Below are 20741 nucleotides of genomic sequence, written 5' to 3'. Positions count from 1 at the left end.
ACTACGGAGCGCTACCGAGCGCGCTTCAATTGGTGCGCGGCAGCGGCTGGCGCCAGAAGATGTCCACCGGCATGGTCGGCGGGAACGGATCCTTCTGCGCCTTGTTGCCCGGCGCCGAGTTGAACTGGCGGTCGATGAACCGCAGCATCGGATCGACACGCGCGGCCCAACTGCCCTCATCGTGCGTCGCGCCCTGGACCTCCTGGTAGCCGATGTCCGACGCGGCCCAGCCGCGCGCGAAGAGCACCGAACGCAGCTTGCGCAGCTGCCTGATGGCGTCCGGACCTTCGTTCGTGCCCATGTCCAGCCACAGCTTCGGGCGTGGCTGCGACATCGGCAGCGGCGTCTTCTGCGTGTCGCGGATCGGGAACTCGTCGTCCCACCACAGCGACGGAGAGACCACCAGCGCCGAGCCGAACACGTCGCCGTGGTGCACCGCCAGCCACAGGCTCATGATGCCGCCCAGCGACGAGCCGCCCACCGCCGTGTGCGCCGCATCCGGCCGCGTGCGGTAGCGCGCGTCGATCGACGGCTTGAGCTGTTCGATCAGGTAGCGCGCGTACGCGGGCGCGAGACCGCCGCGCGTGTTGCCTTCGTACTCCCTCGCGGTCGCGGTGTACTCGTCGATCCGTCGCGAGGTGTTGTGCACCGCCACGATGATCAACGGCTGGATCTGGCCGTCGACGACCAGGCGTTGCGCGGTCTCGTCGACCTGCCACTCGGCGCCCGCCGCGGCGGCGTCGAAGACGTTCTGGCCGTCGTGCAGGTAGAGCACCGGATAACGACGCTCGGTGTCGCGCTCATAGTTGGGCGGCAGCCAGACCTGCACCGGCCGCTGGCCGACGAAGTTGCCGGGCAGCGGCGCCAGCCGCTCGATCGTGCCGGCGCGGCTCAACGAGATCGGCGCTCCCGGCGCGTTGAACGCGCGCGAGACGCGCACCTCGTCGGAGACCAGTTCCAGCGACCGGTTGGAGCCGATCTCCCAGTCGCCTTCCGGATCCTTCTGGCCGGGGTGCTCGACGTGGAACTTGTACGGGACGTTGCCGCCGGGCGGGATGCGCTCGAAGACGGCGGTGACGCTGTACCAGCCCTCGCGGCCCAGTCCCGCCGCCGGCGCGACCAGCGAGCGTCCCCAGTTCAGCGGCGCCGCGCCGCCGCGCACGCCGACGATGTCCTTGGCGGGGTCGAAACGGCCGGCGCCGATCTCCTCGCGCATGTCGATGTCGAAGACGACCTTGGTCGCGGCGAAGGCGCGCGGCGCGACCAGCAGCGCCGCGATCAGCAGCAACAGTCCGGCGACAAAGCGCACAAGGTGGGGCGAGGCGCGTTCCGGCGCGGGGAGGGCGGAAACAGGAACGGCGCGCGAGGAGCGCGCCGTCGAGGCGGTAGGAGGCATGCGGGACTCGCGAGGAGAGGACGGGCCGGGCCCGCCGATGCCCCGGATGTTAGTCCAGCACGACCATCTCCGTGCGCGCGCGCAGCAGCGCGGCGGGGCCGCGCGGGCCGTCGTCGTTGACCAGCACGAAGGCGCGCTCGATGTCCGGCGCCAGGTAGTGGTCGGTGGACATGGCCGGGCACTGCTCGCGCAGCAGCGCGTGCATGTCCTCCAGCGGCGCGGAACTGCGCAGCGGGCGCAGGAACTCGATGCCCTGCGCGGCGGCCAGCAACTCGATCGCGACGATGTGCGCGGTGTTGTCCAGCATCGGACCCAGACGCCGCGCGCCGAAGGTGGCCATCGAGACGTGGTCCTCCTGGTTGGCGGAGGTGGGCAGGCTGTCGACGCTCGCCGGATGGGCGAGCGACTTGTTTTCGCTGGCCAGCGCCGCGGCGGTGACGTGCGCGATCATGAAGCCGGAGTTCAGGCCGGCGTTCTCGGTCAGGAACGCGGGCAGGCGCGAGACGCCGGTGTCGATCAGCATCGCGATGCGGCGCTCGGCGATGGCGCCGACTTCGGCGATCGCGCAGGCCAGCGCGTCCGCGGCCAGCGCCACCGGCTCAGCGTGGAAGTTGCCGCCGCTGATCATCGTGGCAGGACCGCCCTCCGGCGCGAACACCAGCGGGTTGTCCGTGACCGCGTTGGCCTCGCGCAGCAGCACGTCGCGGACGTAGCGCGACTGGTCCAGGCAGGCGCCCATGACCTGGGGCTGGCAGCGCAGGCAGTACGGGTCCTGCACGCGGTCGTCGCCGTCGCGATGCGACTGGCGGATGGGGCTGCCGGCCAGCAGCGCGCGGTAGGCGGCGGCGGTCTCGATCTGGCCCGGCTGGCCGCGCACCTCGTGGATGCGGGGATCGAAGGGGCCGTCGCTGCCGCGCGCGGCGTCCAGGCTCAGCGCGCCGCTGACGACGGCGGCGGCGTAGACGGTCTCGAAGCGCAGCAGGCCTTCGAGCGCGAGCGCCGTCGAGGTCTGCGTGCCGTTGATCAGCGCCAGGCCTTCCTTGGCCTCGAGCACCAGCGGCTTCAGGCCGGCCTTCTCCAGCGCCGCGAGCGCGGGCCTGCGCTGGCCGTCGACCAGCATCTCGCCTTCGCCCATCAGCGCCAGCGTCATGTGCGACAGCGGCGCCAGGTCGCCCGAGGCGCCCACCGAGCCTTGCGCCGGCACGTAGGGCACGAGGCCGGCGTTGAAGGCGTCGAGGATGCTCTGCACCACGGTCTCGCGCACGCCGGAGAAACCGCGCGCCAGCGAGGCGGCCTTCATCGCCAGCATCAGCCGCACCACCGGCGGCGCCAGCGGCGCGCCGACACCGACGCAGTGCGAGCGGATCAGGTTGCGCTGCAGGGCGGCCAGTTCGTCCTTGCCGATGCGCTTGGACGCGAGCTTGCCGAAGCCGGTGTTGACGCCGTAGACCGGGTCGTCGCCGGCCGCGGCGGCCTGCACGACGGCGGCGCCGCGGCGGATCGCCGGCCAGGCGTCGGCCTGCAGCGCGAGCGTCACGCCGCCGGCGCGGATGCGGCGCAGCTGCGCCAGCGAGAGCTGGCCGGGAATGAGTTCAAGAGAGGTCGTCATGGGATCTCGGATCGAAGTCGGAGAGAAATCTGGACGGGGACCGTTTCGCGCCGATGCAGGCGTCGGCGGGCCCGGCCGGCCGGGGTTCAGCGGCCCAGCATCGGCAGCTTCAGGCCGCGCGCCTGCGCGGTCTTCTGCGCCAGCTCGTAACCCGCGTCGGCATGGCGCATCACGCCAGTGCCCGGGTCGTTCCACAGCACGCGGGAGAGGCGCCTGTCGGCCGCTTCGCTGCCGTCGCAGACGATGACCACGCCGCTGTGCTGCGAGTAGCCCATGCCCACGCCGCCGCCGTGGTGCAGCGAGACCCAGGTTGCGCCGCCGGCGGTGTTGAGCATCGCGTTGAGCAGCGGCCAGTCCGACACGGCGTCGGAGCCGTCCTTCATCGATTCGGTCTCGCGGTTCGGGCTGGCGACCGAGCCGGAGTCCAGGTGGTCGCGACCGATCACGATCGGCGCCTTCAGCTCGCCGGTGCGCACCATCTCGTTGAAGGCGAGGCCGGCCAGGTGGCGCTCGCCCAGGCCCAGCCAGCAGATGCGCGCGGGCAGGCCCTGGAAGGCGATGCGCTCGCGCGCCATGTCCAGCCAGCGGTGCACGCCGGCATGGTGCGGGAAGAGTTCCTTGATCTTGGCGTCGGTCTTGTAGATGTCCTCCGGATCGCCGGACAGCGCGACCCAGCGGAACGGGCCGCGGCCCTCGCAGAACTGCGGACGCACGTAGGCGGGCACGAAGCCGGGGAAGTCGAAGGCGTTCTTCACGCCCTGGTCGAAGGCGACCTGGCGGATGTTGTTGCCGTAGTCGACGGTCGCGATGCCCATGGCCTGGAAGTCCAGCATCGCCTGCACGTGCACCGCGCAGCCGCGCGCGGCGACGGCCTTGAGATCGGCATGCTTGGCCGGATCGGCGGCGGCGGCCTTCCACTGCTCGACGGTCCAGCCGACCGGCAGGTAGCCGTTGATCAGGTCGTGCGCGGAGGTCTGGTCGGTGACCAGGTCCGGCTTGATCGCACTGCCGGCCTTCACGCGGGCGACCAGCGCGGGCAGGAGGTCCGCCGCGTTGCCCAGCAGCGCGATGGAGACGGCCTTCTTCTCGGCCGTGTACTTCGCGAGGCGCGCCAGCGCGTCGTCCAGGTCCGTGGCCTGCTCGTCGACGTAACGCGTCTTCAGGCGGAAGTCGATGCGCGACTGCTGGCATTCGATCGTCAGCGAGCAGGCGCCGGCGAAGGTCGCCGCCAGCGGCTGCGCGCCGCCCATGCCGCCCAGGCCCGCGGTCAGCACCCAGCGGCCGACCATGTCGCCGCCGAAGTGCTGGCGGCCGGCTTCCGCGAAGGTCTCGTAGGTGCCCTGCACGATGCCCTGCGAGCCGATGTAGATCCACGAGCCGGCCGTCATCTGGCCGTACATCATCAGACCCTGGCGGTCGAGCTCGTTGAAGTGCTCCCAGTTCGCCCAGGCCGGCACGAGGTTGGAGTTGGCCAGCAGCACGCGCGGCGCGTCCACATGCGACGGGAAGACGCCGACGGGCTTGCCCGACTGGATCAGCAGCGTCTCGTCCTCGTTGAGGTTCTTGAGCGAGGTCAGGATCTGCTCGAAGCAGTCCCAGTTGCGCGCCGCCTTGCCGATGCCGCCGTAGACCACCAGCGCATCGGGGTTCTCGGCCACGGCCGGGTCCAGGTTGTTCTGGATCATCCGGTAGGCGGCCTCGATCAGCCAGTTCTTGCAGCTCAGCGTGGTGCCGGTGGGCGCGCGCACCGGGCGCGGCTGGGCGGAAGCAGTGGTCGTCGTGGGTGTCGTCATCGAGATCTCCTGGTCTGGGCGGCGAGGTCCGGCGGCCCTGGCGGGCGCGGCCGGCCGGTTCTTTGCGGTCCGATGGGGCGCGATCATAGGAGCGGTTTTCCAGGTTGTCTATACAAGTACAGTCAAGTAGGATTCCGCCCCATGGCGACCCCCTCATCGAGCGCGGCCGGCGGCGGCCCCTCGCCGCAATACCTGAAGGTGAAGACGCATCTGCGTGAAGGCATCGCCGGCGGCCGCTGGCGGCCGGGCGAGCGCCTGCCGTCCGAGGCGGAACTGACCGAGACCTTCGGCGTCAGCCGGATGACGGTGAACCGCGCGCTGCGCGAGCTGCATCAGGAAGGCATGATCGACCGCGTGCAGGGCGTGGGCACCTTCGTGGCCGAGCTGCACCGGATCGCCTCGACGCTGACGGTGCGCGACGTGCACGAGGAGATCGCCGAACGCGGTCACCGGCACGAAGCCCAAGTCCACGTGCTGGAAACGCTGAAGGCGAGCGCCGACCAGGCGGCGATGCTGGGGCTGCGCGCCGGCACGACCTTGTTCCACAGCGTCATCGTGCACCGCGAGAACGGCGTCGCGATCCAGTGCGAGGACCGCCTCGTCAATCCGGCCTGCGCGCCGGCCTACATGGACCAGGATTTCGAGCGCGTGACGCCGACGCATTACCTGCTGGAGGTGGCCCCGCTGTCGGAAGCGCGCTATACGATCGAGGCGGCGATGCCCAATGCCCTCGAGGCCAGACTGCTGGGCATGCCGCGCGGCGAGCCCTGCCTCGTGGTGAAGCGGGCGACCTCCAGCCTCGGCCGCACGGTGACGGCGGTGCGACTGGTGCATCCGGCCAGCCGTTACTTCCTCGAAGGCAGCTTCCAGGCGTGACGCTGTTCACGAGTTGGCGGGCAAGTTGTGGCGGGAGGACGGATGTGACGTTTCGTGACGTGGCGCGATGGATGAGTCTTCGAAAATCCCGGGCTTCAACAAGAACCAACAAGCTGCCGGACATGAGCTGGATGAGGATCACCGCCGATGATGTCGCGCCCACCCCGTGGCGCAACGGGGGAGGACGGACGCGCGAGCTGCTCGCCTGGCCGCACGTGGCGGACTGGAAGGTCCGGGTCAGCATCGCGGACATCGACCGCGACGGACCGTTCTCGGCCTTCCCGGGCGTGGACCGCTGGTTCGGCGTGCTGTCGGGCGGGGGCGTGATCCTGCGCGGCCGGGCGCTGAAACCGAAGGAAGGCATCGTGCAGTTCGCCGGCGAGGACGCGCCGAACTGCGTGCTCATCGACGGTCCCACGCAGGACTTCAACGCGATGCACCGGCGCGACGCGGGCGTGTTCCGGGTCCAGCCCGCCGACCGGCCGGTGATCCCGCATGGGGCGCAGTGGCTGGGGCTGTTCACGCAGGAGGGCGGGATGATCATCCATGGCCACCGGTCGGTGCCGCTGGCGCCGCACACGCTCGCCTGGTGCGAGTCGCCGGCCTCGCAGAGCTGCGTCTTCGACGACGGCGATCAACACGGCCCCGCGTGGTGGCTGATCTGGAGCGAGTCATGACGAACGGGTCCTCGACGGCCACGGCCACGGCCACGGCGGCGGCGGACGTGCCGCGGCGCGTGCTCTACGCCAATGCGACGCTGGCCACCCTGGCGGGCGACCGCGATTGGGGGCTGGTGAACGACGGCGCGCTGCTGGTCGAGGATGAACACCTGCGCTGGGTCGGGCCGATGGCGGCGCTGCCGGACGAGCTGCGCGACAGCGCGGGGGAGTTGCGCGACCTCGGCGGCCTGCTGGTGACGCCGGGCTTCATCGACTGCCACACGCATCTGGTCTACGGCGGCGAGCGCTCGGCGGAGTTCGAGCTGCGCCTGCAGGGCGCGACCTACGAGGCGATCGCGCGCGCCGGCGGCGGGATCCGCTCGACGGTCGCCGCGACGCGGGCGGCGAGCGAGTCTGAGCTCCATGCGCTGGCGATGCCGCGTGCCCGCGCGCTGATGGCCGAAGGGCTGACGACGCTGGAAGTGAAGTCCGGCTACGGCCTGTCGCTGGCGGACGAGGCCAAGTGCCTGCGCGTCGCGCGTCAGCTGGGCGAGCTCGGTCTGACGGTGAAGACCACCTACCTCGGCGCACATGCGCTGCCGCCCGAATTCGACGGCCGTCAGGACGCGTACGTCGACGTCGTCTGCGACTGGTTGTCGGCGCTGCATCGGCAAGGCCTGGTCGACGCCGTGGACGCCTTCTGCGAGCGCATCGGCTTCACGCCCGACCAGACCCGTCGCGTGTTCGAGACCGCCCGCGCGCTCGGCCTGCCGGTGAAGCTCCATGCGGAGCAGCTCAGCGACCAGGGCGGTGCGGCGCTTGCCGCCGAATTCAACGCGCTGTCCTGCGATCACCTGGAATACCTGAGCGACGCGGGCATCGCCGCGATGGCCCGCGCCGGCACCGTGGCGGTGCTGCTGCCCGGCGCCTTCTATTTCCTGCGAGAGACCAGGCTGCCGCCGGTCCAGGCGCTGCGCGACGCCGGCGTGCCGATCGCGCTGGCCACCGATCACAACCCGGGCAGTTCGCCGGGGCTGTCTCTGCTGCTGATGCTCAACATGGCTTGCACCTTCTTCCGGATGACGCCGGAGGAGGCGCTGCGCGGCCTCACGACGAACGCGGCGCGGGCGCTGGGCTTGCCCGATCGCGGGCGGCTGGCCGCAGGCCAGCGCGCCGATTTCTGCCTTTGGGACGCCGCGCATCCGCGCGAGCTGGCCTACTGGTTCGGCCGCAATCCGCTGCGGCAGACGGTCGTCGGCGGGCGACCGCGCGGCTGACGCGCGATTGAAGCGCAGCAGAGACAAGAACGAGGAGTCACGGTGCGCCGCAGGGCCCGCCGCGATCTCCTGGAGACACGAGGAACGAGCGATGAAGCACGACGTCTTTGAATTGCGGCGCGGCCGCACCCCGCTGCTGATCAGCATGCCGCACGTGGGTCGCGAGATCCCGGCCGACCAGCACCACCGCTACGTCGAGCGCGCGCTCGGCAGCGAGGACACCGACTGGCACCTCGAGCCGCTGTACGCGCCGATCGCCGAGCAGCTCGGCGCCGGGCTGCTGGTGCCGCGCTTCTCGCGTTACCTCATCGATCTGAACCGCCCGCCCGAGGACACGCCGATGTATCCCGGCGCCTCCAACACCGAGCTGTGCCCGACGCGTTTCTTCACCGGCGAGCCGCTCTACAAGGACGGCCTCGCGCCCGACGCGCCGGAGAAGCAGCGCCGCATCGAGACCTACTGGGCGCCGTACCACCAGGCGCTGCAGGGCGAGCTGCAGCGCCTGCGCCAGGAGCACGGCTTCGCCCTGCTGTTCGAGGCGCACAGCATCCGCTCGGAACTGCCCTGGCTCTTCGAGGGCCGTCTGCCCGACCTGAACATCGGCACGGTGGAAGGCAAGTCCTGCAAGCAGGTCACGCGCCAGGCGATGGAGATCGCGCTGCAGGCGCAGGACCGGTTCAGCTGGGTGGTCGACGGCCGCTTCAAGGGCGGCTACATCACGCGCCAGTACGGGCGCCCGGAGCTCGGCCAGCAGGCCGTGCAGCTGGAGATGTGCTATCGCTGCTACATGGTCGAGAACGACATGGGCTTCACCGGTTATGAGCTCGACGCGGCCTGCGTCGAAGGCGTCCGGCCGGCGCTGACGACGCTGCTGCAGGCCTACCTGCTGGCCAATCCGGTCCGGGGCGCGGCATGAGCGCTGCGACCTTCCATGCGCCGCTGGCGTGGCTGGACGGGCGCTGGCAGCGCGACGTGCTCCTGCGCGCGGGCGGCGACGGCCATTGGATCGAACTCGCCGCCGGACAGCCGGCGCCGTCCGGCGCCATCCGACTGGGCGGTCCGGTGCTGCCGACGCTGGTCGACGCGCACAGCCACGCCTTCCAACGCGCCTTCGCCGGGCTGGCCGAGCAGCGCGACAGCGACAGCGACGACTTCTGGTCCTGGCGCGATCGCATGTATGGCGTTGCGCTGCGCGTGACGCCGGCGCAGCTGAAGATCATCGCCACCCAGCTCTACACCGAGCTGCTGGCCGGCGGCTACACGCAGGTCTGCGAGTTCCACTACCTGCATCACCGCGAGGACGGCACGCCCTACGAGGCCGAGCTCGCCATGGCGATGGCGCTGGCCGAGGCCGCGCAGGAGACCGGCATCGGCCTGACGCTGCTGCCGGTGCTGTACGCGCATGCCGGCTTCGCCCAGAAGGGCCTGCGCGACACGCAGCGACGCTTCCGCACCGATGCCGCGTGGGTCTGGCGCGCCTGCGAGCGCATCAATGCGGCGGGCCTGCCGCTGGTGCGCGCCGGCGTGGCGGTGCACTCGCTGCGTGCGGCGCACGTCGAGGACGTGCGGGCGCTGCAGGCGCTGGTCGGCGACGCCGACATTCCCATCCACGTGCACGTCGCCGAGCAGCAGCAGGAAGTCGATGACTGCCTCGCGGCCACCGGCAAGCGGCCGATCGACCTGCTGGCCGACTACGGACTGGATCCGCGCTGGCACCTCGTGCACGCCACGCACAGCACGCGGGAGGAGATCGCCCGCGTCGCCGCGAGCGGCGCGGGCGTGGTGATCTGCCCGGGCACCGAGGGCAACCTCGGCGACGGACTGGCGGACCTGCCCGGCTGGCTGGCGACGGACGTGCCGCTGACGGTGGGCTCGGACAGCCAGGTCACCCGCGGCTGGGTCGAGGAACTGCGGTGGCTGGAGTACGGCCAGCGCCTGGGCCTGCAACGACGCAACGTCGCGGCACGACCGGGCCGGCAGCCGTCGACGGCGGCGCGCCTGTTCGACGCCTGCGTCGCGGGCGGCGCGCGGGCCGCGGGGCTGGGCGCCTGGGGCCTCAGGCCGGGCGCGCGCGCGGACTTCCTGGTGCTCGACACGGCCGCGAGCGGCCTGGCCGGGTTGCCGGACGCGGCGCTGCTGGACGGGCTCGTCTTCGCCAGCCAGGGGCCGACCTGGCGCGAGGTCTATGTGGCCGGCGAACGGCGTGTCATCGACGACGCCGGCCGCCGTGAACGCTTCACGGAAACGATGAACGCGCTCTGGCGCTGATCCTCGGCCCCCCGTTTCCGCAGGATGTCCGGCTGGCACGCCGGCTGCTACGCTTTTCCCACTCCTTCCACCAAGTTGGGAATGCCATGTGGTCCATGCGTAACTTCACGATCCGGACGCGCCTCATGGCGCTCGGCCTGTTGTCGGTGTTCGCCTTGCTGCTGATCGGCGGCGACGGGCTGTGGGCGATGGCCCGCACCAAGCAGGACTTCGAGCACTACGTGAAACAGGACGTCGAGTCGCTGGTGCAGCTCTCCGAGATCCGCGCCGGCGTCGGCAACCTGCGGCGCTACGAGAAGGACATGCTGATCAACATCGGCGACGACGCCGCAGTGAAGCGCTACCAGGACGAATGGCGCAAGGCCTTCGAGGGCGTCAACCAGAGCCTGGACGCGATCGGCCGGCTCGACATCCTCCCGGAGATCAAGTCGATGCCGCCGGCGATGAAGGCCTCGCTGGGCAGCTACCGGAGCGGGCTCGACGGCATCGTGGCGCGCATCCTGAAGCAGGAGTTCGTCGACTCCGCCGAGGCCAACCGGCAGACCGAGCCGATCAAGGGGCCGGTGCGGGAGATGGACAAGCAGCTCGGCGCCATGACCCAGGCGATCATGGCGCGCGGCAACCAGGAGGTGCAACGCATCGACGCCGAGGAGATCCGCATCCGGACGGCGCTGGGCGGCGTGATGCTGGTGGGCGCGCTGGTGATCGGCCTCTTCACCTTCTTCAACATCGCGTCGATCCTGACGCCGCTGGCGCAGGCGGTCGGAACCACCGAACGCATCGCGCGCCAGGACCTGAGCGAACCCGTCGACGTGCTGGGCACCGACGAGACCGCCGCGATGATGCGCGGCGTGCAGGGCATGCAGACCTCCATCCGCAACGTGGTCAGCGGCGTGCGCAACGCCACCGACAGCATTGCCACGGCCTCGCGCGAAGTCGCGGCCGGGGCCCACGACCTCAGCTACCGGACCGAGCAGGCGGCGTCCAACCTGGAGGAGACCGCGTCGGCGATGGAGCAGCTCACCGCGAGCGTGCAGCACAACGCCGAGTCGGCACGCCAGGCCAATGCGCTGGCGGAAGAGGCGGCGGGCGCCGCCGGGCGCGGCGTCGACGTGGTCGGGGAAGTGGTCCGGACGATGGGCCGCATCAGCGCGTCGTCCGCGCGCATCGGCGACATCATCGGCACCATCGACGGGATCGCCTTCCAGACCAACATCCTGGCGCTGAACGCCGCCGTCGAGGCCGCCCGCGCGGGCGAGCAGGGCCGCGGCTTCGCCGTTGTCGCGAGCGAGGTGCGCTCGCTCGCGCAACGCAGCGCCGAAGCCGCCAAGGAGATCAAGCAGCTCATCACCGCCAGCGGCGAGAGCGTCTCCAGCGGCGCCGCCCTCGTCGAGCGCGCCGGGCAGACGATGAACGAGATCGCCGATTCGATCTCGCGCGTGTCGCGTATCGTGGCCGAGATCAGCCACGCCACCACCGAACAGAGCGGCGGCATCAACCAGATCGGCTCGGCGATCTCGCAGCTGGACCAGATGACGCAGCAGAACGCGGCGCTCGTGGAAGAGTCCGCCGCCGCGGCGCAGAGCCTGCAGCATCAGGCGGATGAGCTGTCGCAGTCGGTGGCGGTGTTCAAGCTCGGCTGATGTCCGCGGCCGTGACATCGGTGCGGGAGAACTCCACGCTTGTCGGGGTTTAGAGTCCGGCGTCCTCGGGCGCTGGCATGGCGGCTGCTAGGCTTTTCCCATTGATCCATCTCGTCGGGAAAACATGCAGTCTCTGCGCAACTACACGATCCGGACCCGCCTGCTCGGTCTGGGCCTCCTGTCCGTCCTCGCCCTCCTGCTCATCGGCGGCGCCGGCCTCTGGGCCATGGGCAGCTCGCGCGCCGACTTCCAGCAGTACGTCGCCCAGGACGTCGGCGCCCTGACCCAGCTCTCCGAAGTCCGCGCCGGCATCGGCAACCTGCGCCGCTTCGAGAAGGACATGCTGATCAACATCGGCGACGACGGCACCGTCAAGCAGGCGCAAGCCGATTGGCAGAAGACCTACGCCGGCGTGATCCGTTCGCTCGACACGCTCTCCAGCCTCGAGGCCAGCCCCGAGGTCCGCGCGCTGCCGCCCAGGCTCAAGCAGTCGCTCGAGGCCTACAAGACCGGCGTCGACGACATCGCCAAGCGCATCCTCAATGCCGACTTCGTCGACGCGGCCGAGGCGAACCGCTCGACCGACGCGATCAAGGCGCCGGTGCAGGCGATGGACAGCGGCGTCGGCGAGATGACGACCGCGATCCTGCAGCATGGCCAGGACGAGGTGCAGCGCCTCGGCACCCGCGAACTGAGCGTGCGCGGCGTGCTCGGCGTCGTGATGGCGGTCGGCGTGGCGCTGATCGCGCTGCTGACCGTGCTGAACATCCGCTCCATCCTCGCGCCGCTCGCCCAGGCCGTGAGCACGACCGAACGCATCGCGCGCAAGGACCTGAGCCAACCCGTCGACGCGCAAGGCGCCGACGAGACCGCCGCGATGGCGCGCGGCGTGCAGGGCATGCAGGCGTCGATCCGCGAGGTCGTCAGCGGCGTGCGCAACGCCACCGACAGCATCGCGACGGCGTCCCGCGAAGTCGCCGCCGGCGCGCACGACCTGAGCCAGCGGACCGAACAGGCCGCGTCCAACCTGCAGGCCACCGCGTCGGCGATGGGACAGCTGACCTCGAGCGTCCAGCACAACGCGGCGTCCGCCGGCGAGGCGAAGGCGCTGGCCGAGCAGGCCGCGGAGGTCGCCGTGCGCGGCGTCAGCGTGGTGGGCGAGGTCGTGCAGACGATGGGCCGGATCAGCGCGTCGTCGTCGCGCATCGGCGACATCATCGGCACCATCGACGGGATCGCGTTCCAGACCAACATCCTGGCGCTGAACGCCGCCGTGGAAGCCGCGCGCGCGGGCGAGCAGGGCCGAGGCTTCGCGGTCGTCGCGAGCGAGGTGCGCTCGCTGGCCAAGCGCAGCGCCGAGGCCGCCAAGGAGATCAAGCAGCTCATCACCGCCAGCGGCGAGAGCGTCTCCAGCGGCGCCGCGCTGGTCGAGCGCGCCGGCCAGACGATCAACCAGATCTCCGAGTCGGTCTCGCGCGTGTCGCGCATCGTGGCGGAGATCAGCCATGCGACCGCCGAGCAGAGCGGCGGCATCAACCAGATCGGCTCGGCGATCTCGCAGCTGGACCAGATGACGCAGCAGAACGCCGCGCTGGTCGAGGAATCCGCCGCGGCGGCGCAGAGCCTGCAGCATCAGGCCGATGCGCTGGCCCAGTCGGTCGCGGTCTTCAAGCTCAGCTGATTCAGCAGCCCATGAACTGCACGCGGTTGCGCCCCGCGTGCTTCGCGGCGTAGAGGGCCTGGTCGGCCGTCTCGACGAGGAGGGCGGGCTTGGCCGGGGGCTCGCCCGCGGCCAGCCCGATGGACACGGTGACCTGCAGCGCCGCCGCCAGCTCGCCCCAGCCGTGGCTGGCGATCGCGGCGCGCAGCCGCTCGCAGATGTCCTGCGCGCGCTCGGGCGTGACACCGACGAATACCAGCATGAACTCCTCGCCGCCGACCCGCGCCAGCAGGTCGGCGCTGCGCAGTTGACGCCGCAGGACCTGCGCGACCTTCTGCAGCGCCTGGTCGCCGACGCCGTGCCCGAAGGCGTCGTTGACCTGCTTGAAGTGGTCGATGTCGAGCAGCCCCAGCGAGATCGGCTTGTTCTCCTGTCTCGCGCGCTCCAGCAGCAGCGGCAGTGCGAACTCGGCATGACGCCGGTTGTTGAGGCCCGTCAGCGCGTCTTCATGGGCCATGCGGCCCAGTTCCGCCGCCTGGCGCCGCAGGCGCTGCTGTTCCTGTTCGGCGAGATCCGCGCGCTCGCGCTCGCGCCGCGCGTCCTGCATCGCGTGCTCGGCGCGCGCCTGCGCCTGCTGGAATTCCTGCCGGATCAGCATGGCCTCGGTCTGCAGCGCCATGGCGTTGCGCGCCGATTGGCGTTCCAGGGCGGTGAGCTGCTCATGCGCCGCCAGCGCCCGCACCGCGTCGCCGCGGAGCTTGTAGCCGCGATAGATCGCCAGCGTCAGCTGCCGGCGCAGGCGCGCGGGCAGCGATTGCGGCGCCTGCTGGCTCACCAGGTCCTGGAGCGTCTCCAGCGCCGGCAGTGCGTCCTGCGCGCCGGCGGTGTCGTCGCGCTTGAGCTGCAGCAGGGCCCGCTGCGCGCGGGCCTGCAGCACCATGCCGGCGTAGCCGTGCCGCTGCGCCAGACGTTCGTATTCATCGGTGATCTGGAGCGCCTCGTCGATGGCGCCCGTGCCCAGCTGCAGCTCGACCAGGTTGGACAGCGAGACGACGACGAGGAAGGGATTGCCTTCCTCCCGCACCAGCGTGGCCGCCCGCACCGCGTAGGGCTCGGCCTGCGCGAGCGCCTCGGCGGACGCCGTCCGGTCCTCGTCGCGGATCGCCTCCGCATGCGCCTGCAGCCAGAAGTGCGCGAGGTTGTTCAGGCAGGAGAGCATCAGCTCGCGCTCGCCCGGGGCCTGCTGCTGCGCGATCTCCAGGGCTTGCAGGGTGTGCTGGCAGGCCTGCTCGACCTGGTCCGAGACCGCGAAGGACACCGCCAGCCGGTTCAGCGCCCAGGCCTCGCGCGCCGCGTCCTCGGCGCGCCGCGCGGCGGCCAGCGCCTGCCAGCCGGCCTGCATCGCGTCCCGCCCCATCTGGAACTGCGCGTAGACATAGCAGAGCTCGGTGAGGGCCTCGGCGGTCCAGGCGTCCTGGTCGGGGCCGTCGATGAGGCGGATCAGGGCCGCGGCCTCGCTCGCGCGCCGCAGCGCGCCCTGCAGGTCCCCCTGCCGTGGCAGGTTGTGGGCGATGAGGATCAGCGCCCGCGCGCGATCCCGCGCCGTGTCGGCCGCCACCAGGGACAGCTCCAGGGCATCGGTCGCGTCGCGGTAGGCGCCGCGGCGGCTCAGGTGCAGGGCTCGTGCCAGCTCGCGTTGGAACAAGGCAGACTCTCCTCCGTCAAACTCGTCGACCTCGATGCCGCAGCATTCGCCGCCGCATAGCGCACGTCAATGGCGGCACGCCCCAGTGGACGATGGATACAGTCGCAGGCATGCCAAAAGTCTCGAAAGCGCCGGCCGCGTCCGGCCGCACCGTCGAACCGCCTCCGGTGGCGATCCCGGTCGACCGCGCGCTGGTGGGCGTCGACTTCACCAGCGCGCCGTCGACCCGCAAGCCGATCCGGTTGGCCTTCGGTCGTCGGCAAGGGAGCGTCCTGAAGCTGGAACGCCAGGTGGCGATCGCGACGCTGGAGGCCTTCGAAGCCTGGCTCGCGGCGCCGGGCCCTTGGCTGGGCGGCTTCGACCTGCCGTTCGGATTGCCGCGCGAGCTGGTCGAGACCCTCGGCTGGCCGACCGACTGGGCGCCGCTGATCGCGCACTACGCAGGCTTGTCGCGCGCCGAGATCCGGGACACCTTCGCCGCGTTCTGCGACGCGCGTCCGGTCGGCGGCAAATTCGCGCACCGGGCCTGCGATGGCCCGGCGGGCTCGTCGCCGAGCATGAAGTGGGTCAATCCGCCCGTCGCCTACATGCTGCACGCGGGCGTGCCGCGCCTGCTGCGGGCCGGCGTGCATCTGCCCGGACTGCATGCCGGGGACGCCGCGCGCGTGGCGCTCGAGGCCTATCCGGGGCTGCTGGCGCGCGAGTTGATCGGCACGCGCAGCTACAAGAGCGACGACCGCGCCAGGCAGACGCCGGAGCGGCTGATCGCCCGCAAGGACATGATCGAGGCGCTGGAGCAGGGCCGCAGCCGTCTGGGCCTGCGCCTGAAGCTCAGCCATGCGCAGCGGGACGAACTGGCCGACGACGGCAGCGGCGACAAGCTCGATGCCGTGCTGTGCCTGATGCAGGCGGCCTGGGCCGACGCGCGGCCGGACTACGGGCTGCCCGTCGGGATGGATCCGCTGGAGGGATGGATCGTCTGCGCCTGACGATCCGCTCCGCGCCTTGTCCCTGTTTCAACTTCCCGAATTTCCGACCGTGAGGAGGACGCCATGACCCGAATCGATGACACCCCCGCTGCGCAGACGCCGCTGCAGGTCGCCGTGATGGGCGCCGGCGCCGTGGGCTGCTTCTTCGGCGGCATGCTGGCCCGCGCCGGCCACGACGTGACGCTGATCGGCCGTGCCGGCCACGTGGCAGCGATCCGCGACCACGGCCTGCGCATGGAGACGCGGATGTTCGACGAGCAGGTCCGCCTGCGCGCCGACACCGAGCCCGCTGCGGCGCGCGGCGCGCAGGTCGTGCTGTTCTGCGTGAAGTCCACCGACACGGTGTCCGCCGCGCAGGCGCTGGCGCCTTACCTCGCTGCGGACACGCTGCTGCTGTCGATGCAGAACGGCGTCGACAACGCCGAGCGGCTGCGCGAGACGGTGCCGCAGCCGGTGTCGGCGGCGGTGGTCTACGTCGCCACCGAGATGGCGGGTCCCGGTCACGTGAAGCATCACGGACGCGGGGAGCTGGTCATCGAGCCCGCGTCCGGTGCCGGGCGCATCGCGCAGGCCCTGATCGCGGCGGGCGTGCCGACCGAGGTGTCGGACAACGTGCGCGGCGCGCTCTGGTCCAAGCTGCTGATCAACTGCGCCTACAACGCGCTGTCCGCGCTGGCGCAGCAGTCCTACGGCGAGCTGGTGAAGGGGGAGGGCGTCTGGACGGTGATGGACCAGCTCGTCGACGAGGGCCTCGCGGTGGCCGCGGCGGACGGCGTCACGCTGGTGGGCGACGTCCGTCAGGCGGTGCGCAAGATCGCCGAGACGATGCCGGGGCAGTTCTCCTCGACCGCGCAGGACATGAGCCGCGGCAAGCGCACGGAGATCGATCACCTGAACGGCTTCCTGGTGCGCCGCGGTGACGCGCTGGGCGTGCCCACGCCTGCGAATCGCGTGCTGCACACGCTGGTGCGGCTCGCCGAACTCAGCCGGGACTGAGCCGGGACCGGGCCGGGACCGCGCCCTGTCAGCGCCGGGACTGCGACCGGACCTCGCCCGGACCGTGCCCGACAGGCGTGAAAAAGCCGGGACGGGCCCGGCTTCGAGGGGGAGCGTGGCGCGAGGCCGCGGCTCAGTAGGTGATGGTCAGCGTGACCGTGTCGGCGTAGTTGCCCGGCACGATGCCGTTGAGCGACGGCAGGCGGCCGTAGACGGTCAACTGCTGCTGGCTGCCGGTGCCGGTGCCGGCGTACACGCCGCTGCTGTTGCCGTCGCCCCAGACCTGGGTGCGGCCGGCATCGAGGTACAGCTGATACGGCAGGCTGTTGTTGCCGCTCTTCATCGCGCGCGCGCTGAAGGCCGAGGCGTTGCCCGCATTGGCGCCGGCGCTCAGCGCGACGCTGTAGGGCGTGGTCTTCGTGCAGGTGACGTTGAGCGCGGTCGAGGCGTCCACCGGGCCGGGCGTCTGCAGCGGATCGATCGAGCCGCCGAAGGTCAGCGTGCTGCCGGTGACGTTGCAGGCGACCAGGATGGTGGCGCCGACCTGGAAGGTGCCCGAGCTGGTCGACGGCGTGGCGGCTTGGCTGGCGGCGATGGAGCCCACGATGGCCGCGGCGACGGCCAACGTCCGCGAGAGAACTGAAGACAACTGGCGTGACAGCATGGTGGGGTTCTTTCGTGCATCGGGGGTATCGGCGGGCTGCAATGACATCGGCGCGATGCGCTCCGACGTCGGGCCTCTTTGCCTTCCCTGGGTATCAATTGGACACGATTTTGTCAGTTTCACTCCGTGAGCCACTTCACGGATCGTGCCCATCGGCCTAGAGAGTGCCCCCCAAATGGGGAAGAGTGCGCCCAACTCTGATTGGTAACGTCACCAGCGCTGTCGGAAAGTGATCCAACGACGCGGGTGTGACGGAAGTCCCATTCTGCGCGGGCCCTGCCGACCTCACCCGCGCATCAACCGCGCATCAACCGCGCATCCACCACGCGTCACTTGCGCATCACTTGCGCATCACTTGCGCATCAACGTCGACTTGCCGAACAGCGACTCCACCAGGTCCACCGCCACCAGCGCCGTCTTGTTGCGGACATCGAGCGCCGGGTTGAGCTCCATGATGTCCAGCGAGCCCAGCCGGCCCGTGTCCGCGATCATTTCCATGCAGAGCTGCGCTTCGCGGTAGGTGGGACCGCCGGGAATCGTGGTGCCGACGCCGGGGGCGACGTCGGGATCGAGGAAGTCGACGTCGAAGCTCACGTGCAGGTGGGTGTTGGCGTCCAGCGTGGCCAGCGCCAGCTCCATCGTGTGGCGCATGCCCATCTCGTCGATGTAGCGCATGTCGAAGACCTCGAGGCCGACCTCGTGGACGAAGCGCTTCTCGCCCTCGTCGACGCTGCGGATGCCGATCTGGCGGATCCATTTCGGATCGATCGCCGGGACCTTGCCGCCGATCTCGATCAGTTCCTGTGGGCCGTAGCCGCACAGGCATGCGACCGGCATGCCGTGGATGTTGCCGCTGGGCGTGAGCTTGCTGGTGTTGAAGTCGGCATGCGCGTCCAGCCACAGCACGCGCAGCTTCTTGCCAGTGTCGCGGCAGTGGTGGGCGACCGCGGCGATCGATCCCAGGCCCAGGCAGTGGTCGCCGCCGAGCAGGACGGACATCCGCCCGGCGTTGAGCTCCGCGTAGACTGCGTCGTGCACGGCCTGGTTCCAGGCCGTCACCTCGTCGAGGTGGCGGTAGCCCTCGGTCGGCGGCAGCCAGGGGTTGGACGGGCCGACGAGGTTGCCGCAGTCCTTGACCTCGACGCCGTGCGCCCGCAGCGCTTCGGCGAGTCCGGCGACCCGCAGGGCCTCCGGTCCCATGCTGGCGCCCCGGGCGCCGGCCCCCACGTCGGTGGGGGCGCCGATCAGGCTCACGTGTCGTGCTGCGGTCATGGTCGAACCTCTCTTGCTTGCTGGAAGGCCCCAACGGGCCGGATCAGGTGCCGTCGGCCGGGACCGCGGAGGTCCCGTCGTGGCCATTGGTGCCGTTCACACCGTTGGTGCCATTGGTGCCGTTGGTGCCGTTCGTGGCGCCGCCGATGTCGTATTCCTTCATCAGCAGGCCCCAGGCCTCGTCGGCGGTTTCAACGTAATGGAAGAGCTGCTCGTCGCCCGGGCTGATCATGCCGGTGTCGATCAGCAGCTCGAAGTCGATCAGGCGCGACCAGAAGTCGCGTCCGAACAGCAGGATCGGACGCCGGCGGCACTTGCCGGTCTGGATCAGGGTCAGCGTCTCGAAGAGCTCGTCGAGCGTGCCGTAGCCGCCCGGGAAGGCCGCCAGCGCCACCGAGCGCATCAGGAAGTGCATCTTGCGCAGCCCGAAGTAGTGGAAGCGGAAGCAGAGCTCCGGCGTGATGTACTGGTTCGGGCGCTGCTCGTGCGGCAGGACGATGTTCAGTCCGATGCTGCGGCCGCCCGCCTCGTGCGCGCCGCGGTTGCCCGCTTCCATGATGCCGGGGCCGCCGCCGGTGACGACGTACAGCGGATGCGCGAAGTCCTTGGTCGTCTCGGTGACCAGCCGGGCGAACTTGCGCGCTTCCTCGTAGTAGCCGCTCATCAGCAGGCGACGCTCGGCGCGCTGCACGGCGGCCTCGTCCTTGGCGGCGCGGGCGGCGTCGACGGCCGCCTGCGCCGACTCGCTATCGGCGATGCGCGCACTGCCGAAGATCACCACCGTCGACTGGATGTTCAGCTCCTGCTGGATCAGCTCCGGTTTCAGCAATTCGAGCTGCATGCGCACCGGGCGCAATTCCGGCCGGACCAGGAAGTCCGTGTCGGTGAACGCGAGCTGGTAGGCGGCGGGCGGATTCGCGTCGAAGGTCGTTTCGAAAGAGGCCTGCTGTTCGACCTCCTCCTGCGCGGAGGGGAAGTTGCGGGCGGTGAGTTTGTCGCTTCTGATCATGATTCGATGGCCCGAGAGATTACGGGCGTTGGCACTTAATTTCCGTTCGTTCGCCGGCGCCATGCACGACGCCGGGTGGTGGTTTGTTGCGCGAGGTCGCCCTCGATCGCCTCGACGGGGTCAGTCCGTGCCACAGCACGGGCAGCGCGGGTCGCGAGCGACCTTCAGGTCGGTCCATTCCATGCGGCGCGCGTCCAGCATCAGCAGCCGACCCGGCAGCGTCGAGCCCATGCCTGCGAGCAGCTTCAGGGCCTCGGCCGCCTGCATGCTGCCGATGATCCCGACCAGCGGCGCGAACACGCCCATCACCGCGCAACGCTGCTCCTCGGGCGGCTGGTCGGCGGGGAACAGGCAGGCGTAGCAGGGGAAGGTCCGGCTGCGGGTGTCGTAGACGCTCAACTGCGCGTCGAAGCCCAGCGCCGCGCCGGAAACCAGCGGCTTGCCGTGTTTCACGCACGCGGCGTTGACGAGGTGGCGCGTCGGGAAGTTGTCGGTGCAGTCCAGCACGACGTCGGCCTGCGCCACGAGCTCGTCGAGCAGCGCCGCGTCGGCGCGCCGGGTGACCGCGTGCACGCGGGGCTCCGGGTTGATGGCGGCGATGCCGGCGGCGGCCGATTCGGCCTTGGGCTGGTCGACGCGAGCGAGGCTGTGGGCGATCTGGCGCTGGAGATTCGTCACGTCGACGCGGTCGTGGTCGACCAGCGTGATCCGGCCGACGCCGGCCGTGCCCAGGAACAGCGCCGCGGGCGACCCCAGGCCGCCGGCACCGATCACCAGCACGTGCGCGTCCAGCAGGCGTTGCTGGCCCTCGACGCCGATGTCGTCCAACAGGATGTGGCGCGAGTAGCGCAGGAGTTGATCGTCGTCCATGGGGCGGGAAGGGCGGTCTCGGCGGTCAGCGGTGATGCGGCAAGGGTTCGGCGGC

General features: G+C 70.6%; 17 protein-coding genes. 9 read left to right on the top strand and 8 right to left on the bottom strand.

All coding sequences use genetic code 11. The features are described from left to right. Positions 1 to 25: 25 nt before the first annotated feature. The 3 genes from AC07O8_RS21610 to hutU form a co-directional block, all read right to left on the bottom strand. Positions 26 to 1396 carry an alpha/beta hydrolase gene (locus AC07O8_RS21610; RefSeq protein ID WP_495049989.1) on the bottom strand — a complete coding sequence of 457 codons (1371 nt, stop codon included), beginning with the start codon at positions 1394 to 1396 and terminating at the stop codon, positions 26 to 28. Positions 1397 to 1445: 49 nt separating this feature from the next. Next, positions 1446 to 3005 carry a histidine ammonia-lyase gene (gene hutH / locus AC07O8_RS21605; RefSeq protein ID WP_495049988.1) on the bottom strand — a complete coding sequence of 520 codons (1560 nt, stop codon included), beginning with the start codon at positions 3003 to 3005 and terminating at the stop codon, positions 1446 to 1448. Positions 3006 to 3091: 86 nt separating this feature from the next. After that, on the bottom strand, positions 3092 to 4798 hold the full coding sequence (gene hutU / locus AC07O8_RS21600) for a urocanate hydratase (RefSeq protein ID WP_495049987.1): 1707 nt from the start codon (positions 4796 to 4798) through the stop codon (positions 3092 to 3094). Positions 4799 to 4939: 141 nt separating this feature from the next. Between hutU and hutC the strand changes: the two genes are divergently transcribed. The 7 genes from hutC to AC07O8_RS21565 all read left to right on the top strand — a co-directional run bounded on the left by hutC (position 4940) and on the right by AC07O8_RS21565 (position 13202). Continuing rightward, positions 4940 to 5674, top strand: coding sequence for a histidine utilization transcriptional repressor HutC (gene hutC, locus AC07O8_RS21595; protein ID WP_495049986.1), 735 nt, complete (start codon positions 4940 to 4942; stop codon positions 5672 to 5674). A 122-nt stretch (positions 5675 to 5796) separates the two neighbouring features. After that, positions 5797 to 6351, top strand: coding sequence for a HutD/Ves family protein (locus AC07O8_RS21590; protein WP_495049985.1), 555 nt, complete (start codon positions 5797 to 5799; stop codon positions 6349 to 6351). Further along, positions 6348 to 7610, top strand: coding sequence for an imidazolonepropionase (gene hutI / locus AC07O8_RS21585; protein ID WP_495049984.1), 1263 nt, complete (start codon positions 6348 to 6350; stop codon positions 7608 to 7610). The genes AC07O8_RS21590 and hutI overlap by 4 nt, the downstream gene beginning before the upstream one ends. A 91-nt stretch (positions 7611 to 7701) precedes the next feature. Beyond that, on the top strand, positions 7702 to 8526 hold the full coding sequence (gene hutG, locus AC07O8_RS21580; protein ID WP_495049983.1) for an N-formylglutamate deformylase: 825 nt from the start codon (positions 7702 to 7704) through the stop codon (positions 8524 to 8526). Then, the gene (hutF, locus tag AC07O8_RS21575; RefSeq protein WP_495049982.1) at positions 8523 to 9878 is read left to right on the top strand and encodes a formimidoylglutamate deiminase; all 1356 of its coding nucleotides are present in this window, start codon (positions 8523 to 8525) and stop codon (positions 9876 to 9878) included. The genes hutG and hutF overlap by 4 nt, the downstream gene beginning before the upstream one ends. 86 nt (positions 9879 to 9964) lie before the next feature. Then, positions 9965 to 11521 carry a methyl-accepting chemotaxis protein gene (locus AC07O8_RS21570; protein WP_495049981.1) on the top strand — a complete coding sequence of 519 codons (1557 nt, stop codon included), beginning with the start codon at positions 9965 to 9967 and terminating at the stop codon, positions 11519 to 11521. Between the two features lie 124 nt (positions 11522 to 11645). Further along, the gene (locus AC07O8_RS21565) at positions 11646 to 13202 is read left to right on the top strand and encodes a methyl-accepting chemotaxis protein (protein WP_495049980.1); all 1557 of its coding nucleotides are present in this window, start codon (positions 11646 to 11648) and stop codon (positions 13200 to 13202) included. A 1-nt stretch (position 13203) separates the two neighbouring features. Here the strand turns inward: AC07O8_RS21565 and AC07O8_RS21560 are convergent, their stop codons facing one another. Next, entirely contained in the window at positions 13204 to 14886 is a 1683-nt protein-coding gene (locus tag AC07O8_RS21560; protein WP_495049979.1) for a GGDEF domain-containing protein, read from the bottom strand. 110 nt (positions 14887 to 14996) lie between these two features. Here AC07O8_RS21560 and AC07O8_RS21555 point away from each other — a divergent pair, with 110 nt between their 5' ends. Then, positions 14997 to 15875, top strand: a complete 879-nt coding sequence (locus tag AC07O8_RS21555; RefSeq protein ID WP_495049978.1) for a DUF429 domain-containing protein — start codon at positions 14997 to 14999, stop codon at positions 15873 to 15875. 63 nt (positions 15876 to 15938) lie between these two features. Beyond that, the gene (locus tag AC07O8_RS21550; RefSeq protein WP_495049977.1) at positions 15939 to 16871 is read left to right on the top strand and encodes a ketopantoate reductase family protein; all 933 of its coding nucleotides are present in this window, start codon (positions 15939 to 15941) and stop codon (positions 16869 to 16871) included. 133 nt (positions 16872 to 17004) lie between these two features. Here the strand turns inward: AC07O8_RS21550 and AC07O8_RS21545 are convergent, their stop codons facing one another. From AC07O8_RS21545 to AC07O8_RS21530, 4 genes are all read right to left on the bottom strand, one after another. Then, positions 17005 to 17535: a Csu type fimbrial protein gene (locus AC07O8_RS21545; protein ID WP_495049976.1), complete on the bottom strand. Its 531-nt coding sequence runs from the start codon at positions 17533 to 17535 to the stop codon at positions 17005 to 17007. A gap of 351 nt (positions 17536 to 17886) precedes the next feature. Then, positions 17887 to 18807, bottom strand: a complete 921-nt coding sequence (gene rocF / locus AC07O8_RS21540; RefSeq protein WP_495049975.1) for an arginase — start codon at positions 18805 to 18807, stop codon at positions 17887 to 17889. Between the two features lie 43 nt (positions 18808 to 18850). Next, on the bottom strand, positions 18851 to 19816 hold the full coding sequence (locus AC07O8_RS21535) for an LOG family protein (protein WP_495049974.1): 966 nt from the start codon (positions 19814 to 19816) through the stop codon (positions 18851 to 18853). Between the two features lie 120 nt (positions 19817 to 19936). Further along, on the bottom strand, positions 19937 to 20686 hold the full coding sequence (locus AC07O8_RS21530; protein WP_495049973.1) for a HesA/MoeB/ThiF family protein: 750 nt from the start codon (positions 20684 to 20686) through the stop codon (positions 19937 to 19939). Positions 20687 to 20741: the final 55 nt, after the last annotated feature.

The organism is Roseateles sp. GW821-FHT09G09 (genome assembly GCF_059415965.1).
This window is presented reverse-complemented; position numbering and strand designations above follow the sequence as displayed.

What these genes read in the sequence shown, in the direction of transcription:
- AC07O8_RS21610 (WP_495049989.1), bottom strand. Translation starts at nt 1,396, where the DNA reads ATGCCTCCTACCGCCTCGACGGCGCGCTCCTCGCGCGCCGTTCCTGTT.
- hutH (WP_495049988.1), bottom strand. Translation starts at nt 3,005, where the DNA reads ATGACGACCTCTCTTGAACTCATTCCCGGCCAGCTCTCGCTGGCGCAG.
- hutU (WP_495049987.1), bottom strand. Translation starts at nt 4,798, where the DNA reads ATGACGACACCCACGACGACCACTGCTTCCGCCCAGCCGCGCCCGGTG.
- hutC (WP_495049986.1), top strand. Translation starts at nt 4,940, where the DNA reads ATGGCGACCCCCTCATCGAGCGCGGCCGGCGGCGGCCCCTCGCCGCAA.
- AC07O8_RS21590 (WP_495049985.1), top strand. Translation starts at nt 5,797, where the DNA reads ATGAGCTGGATGAGGATCACCGCCGATGATGTCGCGCCCACCCCGTGG.
- hutI (WP_495049984.1), top strand. Translation starts at nt 6,348, where the DNA reads ATGACGAACGGGTCCTCGACGGCCACGGCCACGGCCACGGCGGCGGCG.
- hutG (WP_495049983.1), top strand. Translation starts at nt 7,702, where the DNA reads ATGAAGCACGACGTCTTTGAATTGCGGCGCGGCCGCACCCCGCTGCTG.
- hutF (WP_495049982.1), top strand. Translation starts at nt 8,523, where the DNA reads ATGAGCGCTGCGACCTTCCATGCGCCGCTGGCGTGGCTGGACGGGCGC.
- AC07O8_RS21570 (WP_495049981.1), top strand. Translation starts at nt 9,965, where the DNA reads ATGTGGTCCATGCGTAACTTCACGATCCGGACGCGCCTCATGGCGCTC.
- AC07O8_RS21565 (WP_495049980.1), top strand. Translation starts at nt 11,646, where the DNA reads ATGCAGTCTCTGCGCAACTACACGATCCGGACCCGCCTGCTCGGTCTG.
- AC07O8_RS21555 (WP_495049978.1), top strand. Translation starts at nt 14,997, where the DNA reads ATGCCAAAAGTCTCGAAAGCGCCGGCCGCGTCCGGCCGCACCGTCGAA.
- AC07O8_RS21550 (WP_495049977.1), top strand. Translation starts at nt 15,939, where the DNA reads ATGACCCGAATCGATGACACCCCCGCTGCGCAGACGCCGCTGCAGGTC.
- AC07O8_RS21545 (WP_495049976.1), bottom strand. Translation starts at nt 17,535, where the DNA reads ATGCTGTCACGCCAGTTGTCTTCAGTTCTCTCGCGGACGTTGGCCGTC.
- rocF (WP_495049975.1), bottom strand. Translation starts at nt 18,807, where the DNA reads ATGACCGCAGCACGACACGTGAGCCTGATCGGCGCCCCCACCGACGTG.
- AC07O8_RS21535 (WP_495049974.1), bottom strand. Translation starts at nt 19,816, where the DNA reads ATGATCAGAAGCGACAAACTCACCGCCCGCAACTTCCCCTCCGCGCAG.
- AC07O8_RS21530 (WP_495049973.1), bottom strand. Translation starts at nt 20,686, where the DNA reads ATGGACGACGATCAACTCCTGCGCTACTCGCGCCACATCCTGTTGGAC.